The sequence below is a fragment of the Ketobacter sp. MCCC 1A13808 genome, from assembly GCF_009746715.1.
Taxonomy (GTDB): Bacteria; Pseudomonadota; Gammaproteobacteria; order Pseudomonadales; family Ketobacteraceae; genus Ketobacter.
The window spans coordinates 1-4,880 of the sequence record NZ_VRKW01000035.1; the positions used below are offsets into that span (position 1 = coordinate 1).

Consider the following 4,880-nt stretch of genomic DNA (forward strand, 5'->3'; position numbering starts at 1 on the left):
TTAAGCGATTTGGGTTGGTCCGACAGTGAAAATTGGAGCTTGAGCGGTAAACGAGTGAGGGGGTTTCGGGTAAGATACTTCGGATGAGGGGCAAATCGGTGCTTTATACTTCCTATACCCCCGATCCGTCCTGAAGGAAGTGATCCAGGAGAAGTTCGGTGACGGCATCATGAGTGCAATCGACTTTAATATGGAAGTGGAAAAAGAAGAGAACCCCGCCGGCGACCGGGTGGTGGTGACGATGAACGGAAAATTTCTGAAATATAAGTCCTGGTAAAACAAGTGCTTTAACGGGGCTGCGACTATTGCAGCCTCCGCCTTCTGATTACCAGCAAAATTGTCGGTCAATCTGTTGTGAATTTTCCCCTCTATAAGAATGAGACATAAAACAATATATATCTTGATGTATCCACAATGGCCTGCTAATTTTAGTGTTGTAGTCGGTCGACCTTAATCAAAAACAATTAAAAATTAACTCCTGCCCCAGTGGCAGACAGAGGGCACCACGATGCTGACGCACAACACAACGGTCAGGTCCGCGAGGACACTGGCTTCGATCTCCTGTTACCTATTGTTTTTCACCCTGAGCGGTTTCTTCGAAAACGCGTTCGCTTTTGTTTACGACGACGATCCCGACGCGCTGCTTGGCAGCAGCCGGGGCGGCATGGCGCAGTGGGATTTTTGCTACGGCAAAGATGATTCTGCCGTTCTCCCGGAAGACCCCCGCACACTGGTTCAGCCCGGCGTTAATGAGGGCAAGGCCGTGCATTTCAATGCCTACTGGAAAGAATGCCATATCGATCCGGAAGCGGTGCAGGAAGCCGCACATCCGACTACGTGCGGCGAGCTTAGAAATTTGTACTATCGCGGCGCGGGACTCATGGATACCGGCGGAGAAAAGGTCGCTGCACTCTTTGCCGGAAACAGTTATAACGATCTGGCGGCAGCAGGCGGTATTTCCACTTTCACCGCCAGCCAGTACAACCGCTTGTGGAGAATGTGGGGTGGCTACCAACAACGCCCCGAGCAATTTGATCTGCTGGTAGCGAATCGCTACGGCTCAGGGTTTGCGGAAGGACGTAACCCCTACCCACTACCTGGTGAAGATCCTAACCGCACCAACGGTGGCAGTGGGCAGCTACCGGAAATGTTTACCCAGATGCGGCGCGATGACGGTTCCTGGAGCGGGCGTATCGGAGTAACCTGCCACGGTTGCCACAGCGGTGAAATCGGCCGTAAACAAGACCATCCGGATCTGGGTTTCCAGTTCGGTGGCTCCAGCACCACGGACCTCAATCTGTTTTTGCGGGATATGTTACCGCTGGGCTATCTGGCCTCCGCGGCCACTGTGCTGAACCTGACCCAGACCCGTGGCACCAACAATGCCAGCGCCGTAAATATTGCCTTTCTGTTTCCTGATAAAGGTTTGCCCACCGTCAACGGATTTCTGAAAATTCTCGGCTCCGGCTCCACCGGCAGTATGGATTCGCCGAACTGGTGGAACATGGGACACCGTCCGCTGAAATTTGTGGATGGCTTATTTCCCATGGATGCTCCGCGCGTCGATGCGGTTTTCTACACCCCGTTCTTTGGTTTATTCGGCGGCACCGCCGGAGCTCTGGCGGAACAGGGACAGAACTGGATGCGGCAGCACGGTCCGGAGATGAACCTGTGGGCAGAAGCCATTAAAGCCCCGCGTTATCCATTGCCGGTGGATACTGAACTGGCCGAACAGGGTGCAATACTTTTCCACGAACTGGACTTGTGGGCACCGGAACGCAACAACAAAGTTCCAAAAGCCGAAGGCAACGGTTCCTGCGCTGCCTGTCATGGCGCCTACGCGCCCCGCTATGTGAACAATCCAGACTATCTGGATACACCACAACTGGAAGGCATGGCAAGTTATGTGGTGCCGATGAATATTATCGGCACCGACAATCGCCGCGTATTGACCAATACAGAAGGCATGGCGAGCACCGGCGCAGATAACTTCTTCGGCTATCCTCCCACTAAAGGCACCGACAACGATTGCGGCCCGCAACCCCAGAAACGCCTGCGTGGCGACCGGGAAGTTGGTTATCTGGCACAACCGCTGTATGGCGTGTGGGCATCAGCGCCTTATTTCCATAACGGCTCGGTGCCCAATGTCTGGGAAGTGTTAAAACCTCAGGATCGCTACCCCATCTGGCGGCGGTTATCCGCTCCGGCTCCCGACGGTATTGAGGGCAATGTAGTGATGGGCTACGACACCGATCTGCAACGGGCCTTTGACAGCGAAAAACTGGGCTGGAAATACGACAAAATGGAATGCGTGGATTTGCCGCCGATGGTCACCCCCGGATTCAATTGCAGTAAGCGCAATATCAATACTACACCCTGGCCACAACGGGTATTGGAGTGGATGTACGGCAGCATCACCGGCACCTGGAATCTGGATTTTCCACCCATCGTCACCACAGAAAATATGGAGAACCGGAAAATCTACAACACGCATATGTACAGCCACGGCAATGAGGGCCATGAATTTACTGAGGTAATGACCGATGATGAACGTATTGCGGTGATTGAGTATTTGAAAACACTGTAGTCAATCCGGTAATGACTCATGGTAATAGACTACTGATGTAAATTTCCAAGCCAACAAAAAAGCAGCGCCTCCCCGCGCTGCTTTTTTTTATTTTGGATTCTGATTTACTGCCGGTAATTCGAAGCATCCGTGGTGAATTCAGGATGCCCGTATTCCACCAGTAAACGGTTAATCTTATCGATCAGAATTTTATCCACCATATCGTCCAGTATCGGGATGCGTTGTGCCACTTTGGTAGCGAGTACTTGCGGCAACACATAGGCGCTGGCCAGGCCGAAAAACAGATAATCAATGGGGGACGCCTGCACATTCATTTTTTTCGCCAATGAACGATTGCCGTTACTGAGAAAAACCCGGTTAAAAAACACTTTGGAAAAGCGCTTTTCGGTTTCGTTATACAAGCGGCTTTTAAGGCTTTTATCTTTCGGGCGATACGCTGCCATAGTCGCCCGCACCAAGGCTCCGCAAGTCTCATCATCATAGCCATCGCGCAAGGTGCCGGAATACGCCATCATTACGTCGACGATTTCTTTCGGCGTGGCGGGCAGTAACTCTTCCGGTAACCCAAGCAGAAAACTTTGATAGCGACACAACTCCACAATCGCACGCTCTTCACGAGTGAACCGCTTTTTCTTTCTGCTCATGGCGCTGAATGCCGCCAGAAAAGCCGGGATGGTGCCCGCCGGCATTTGATCCACCTGCGGAATCGGAATACCGAAAACATCCACATTCCACTTTTCTGAACGGGTAAGTAAATTAAACCGCACCATGGAATGCATTAACCGAACCATGGCGGCTGCCTTGAAGCCGACCCCGTAGCGTCGTAACGCGCCAGGTAAGGTAGCGGTGGTAAAAAAGCTGGCGGTTTCATTGACTCTTTGCACAGCCGATTCGCTAGACAATGCACCGGTTAAGGCCATCGGCAGACCGGAATATTTATTCATAAAGGTAGCAATAAAAGCGCCGCGAATAGCAAAGGGGGTCAGGTTCGCCATCTGATTACGGCTGATACGGGCACCCTCTTCCATCAAATCCGGGTCCAGCCATGCCGGTACGTTTTCCATCGATCCGATAAAGTCGATCAGCTCCTGTGGTGGATTTTCAACACTTTTGACACCCTGATCGCATGCCTGCTTCAACATATCGATCAAACGCTTAAAACCGTATTGCGGCATCAACGCGGCATAGGCATCGGCCACAGTGTCTCCCAACATGGTATAGGCACGGGCCCGCTCCACCCGCTCTTTATCCGCCAGCAACTGGCCGCGGAATTTTTTCGCCATACGCCGGGGCAGTTGGGTGCGGTCAGCTTCGCCCCCGGCAAACCGTTGCGGTGTTTTGCTGAAGTCAACCTGACCGTATAAAGATGGTATGCGCTCTTTTTGAGAGGTAACCAGTTGTTTTAATTCATTAAGACTAATTGCCATAAGGATATTTCCCGCCTGTATCCGTATTTTTATTATAGCGTGCGGTTTAGTTTGCCATCATTTAATGGTGAATGGCCAGAAATATGACTGAATGGTCACAACAGAAAAGAGAGGGACTATCCGGAGAGAGTTTCTTGATAGAAATCCAATACCGATTGCGCCATGCCCAGAAAAATCGGCAGCTGCGCATCCAGGGAAAACTCTTCCACAATGACGTCCCGCTGGACTGGTTCATAATCCGGAAGATCCATTCCGTTCGGGATGATTGTCAGGTTTGCCTGATTAAGGGATTGAGCGACTTCACGATTAATCGCAATAACACCCTCCATTTGCCCGTAACCAGACAATGCAATGGCAAGCTCTCATGCCGCTCTTCCCTGCCTGAACATCAAGCATAGATACTATTTTAAAAAAATCTAACCCCAGTAAGATTCTCTCGCGACTTTTCTACTTTTCATTAATCCTTTATTAGAATTGAGAGATCACAAGCACGCTCTATGTCAGTATATTTCCTTACAACCTACCCGGTGAATAATGATGCTTACTGCATTTATAATCCTTATTTTCTCCCCATAAAAAAGGGCCGCGATTGCGGCCCTTTTTTATTTAAATCATATTATTGTAATAACAAACACTTACAGCTGCGAACGCCCTTTGTTCGCCGCAATACGCATCCGCAGCGCATTCAGCTTGATAAACCCTTCTGCGTCTTTTTGGTCATAGGCACCGGCATCATCTTCGAAGGCCGGCTGATTTACCTAAAGATGGTGGCCGTTTTGATTTACCCATTGCTGTGGGCATTTTGGCGGCATCGGAACAAATTCCAACGACCGCACTGGAACAACAGGAATTCGTAGGTGAGCTCG

3 protein-coding genes and 3 pseudogenes are annotated in these 4,880 nt (G+C 50.7%); 3 read left to right on the forward strand and 3 right to left on the reverse strand.

Features of this window, described 5'->3' with window-relative positions; translation table 11 throughout:
- Positions 1 to 130: 130 nt before the first annotated feature.
- Both FT643_RS22590 and roxB read left to right on the forward strand, forming a co-directional pair.
- Positions 131 to 277: pseudogene (locus FT643_RS22590) on the forward strand (cyanase); the annotation flags it as partial.
- Positions 278 to 508: 231 nt separating this feature from the next.
- A complete protein-coding gene (gene roxB / locus FT643_RS22595; RefSeq protein ID WP_156873671.1) occupies positions 509 to 2,587 on the forward strand; it encodes a rubber dioxygenase RoxB in 2,079 nt (692 codons plus the stop codon).
- Between the two features lie 104 nt (positions 2,588 to 2,691).
- Here roxB and FT643_RS22600 read toward each other — a convergent pair whose 3' ends face one another.
- The 3 genes and pseudogenes from FT643_RS22600 to FT643_RS24150 form a co-directional block, all read right to left on the reverse strand.
- Positions 2,692 to 4,014, reverse strand: a complete 1,323-nt coding sequence (locus FT643_RS22600) for an oxygenase MpaB family protein (RefSeq protein ID WP_156873672.1) — start codon at positions 4,012 to 4,014, stop codon at positions 2,692 to 2,694.
- Between the two features lie 116 nt (positions 4,015 to 4,130).
- Positions 4,131 to 4,343 (reverse strand): hypothetical protein, encoded by a 213-nt coding sequence (locus FT643_RS22605; protein WP_156873673.1) that lies wholly within the window; start codon positions 4,341 to 4,343, stop codon positions 4,131 to 4,133.
- 306 nt (positions 4,344 to 4,649) lie between these two features.
- A pseudogene (locus tag FT643_RS24150) lies at positions 4,650 to 4,769 on the reverse strand (argininosuccinate synthase); the annotation flags it as partial.
- On the opposite strand from FT643_RS24150, the pseudogene FT643_RS22610 reads away from it, so the two are divergent.
- A pseudogene (locus FT643_RS22610) lies at positions 4,760 to 4,880 on the forward strand (magnesium chelatase domain-containing protein); the annotation flags it as partial. The pseudogenes FT643_RS24150 and FT643_RS22610 overlap by 10 nt on opposite strands.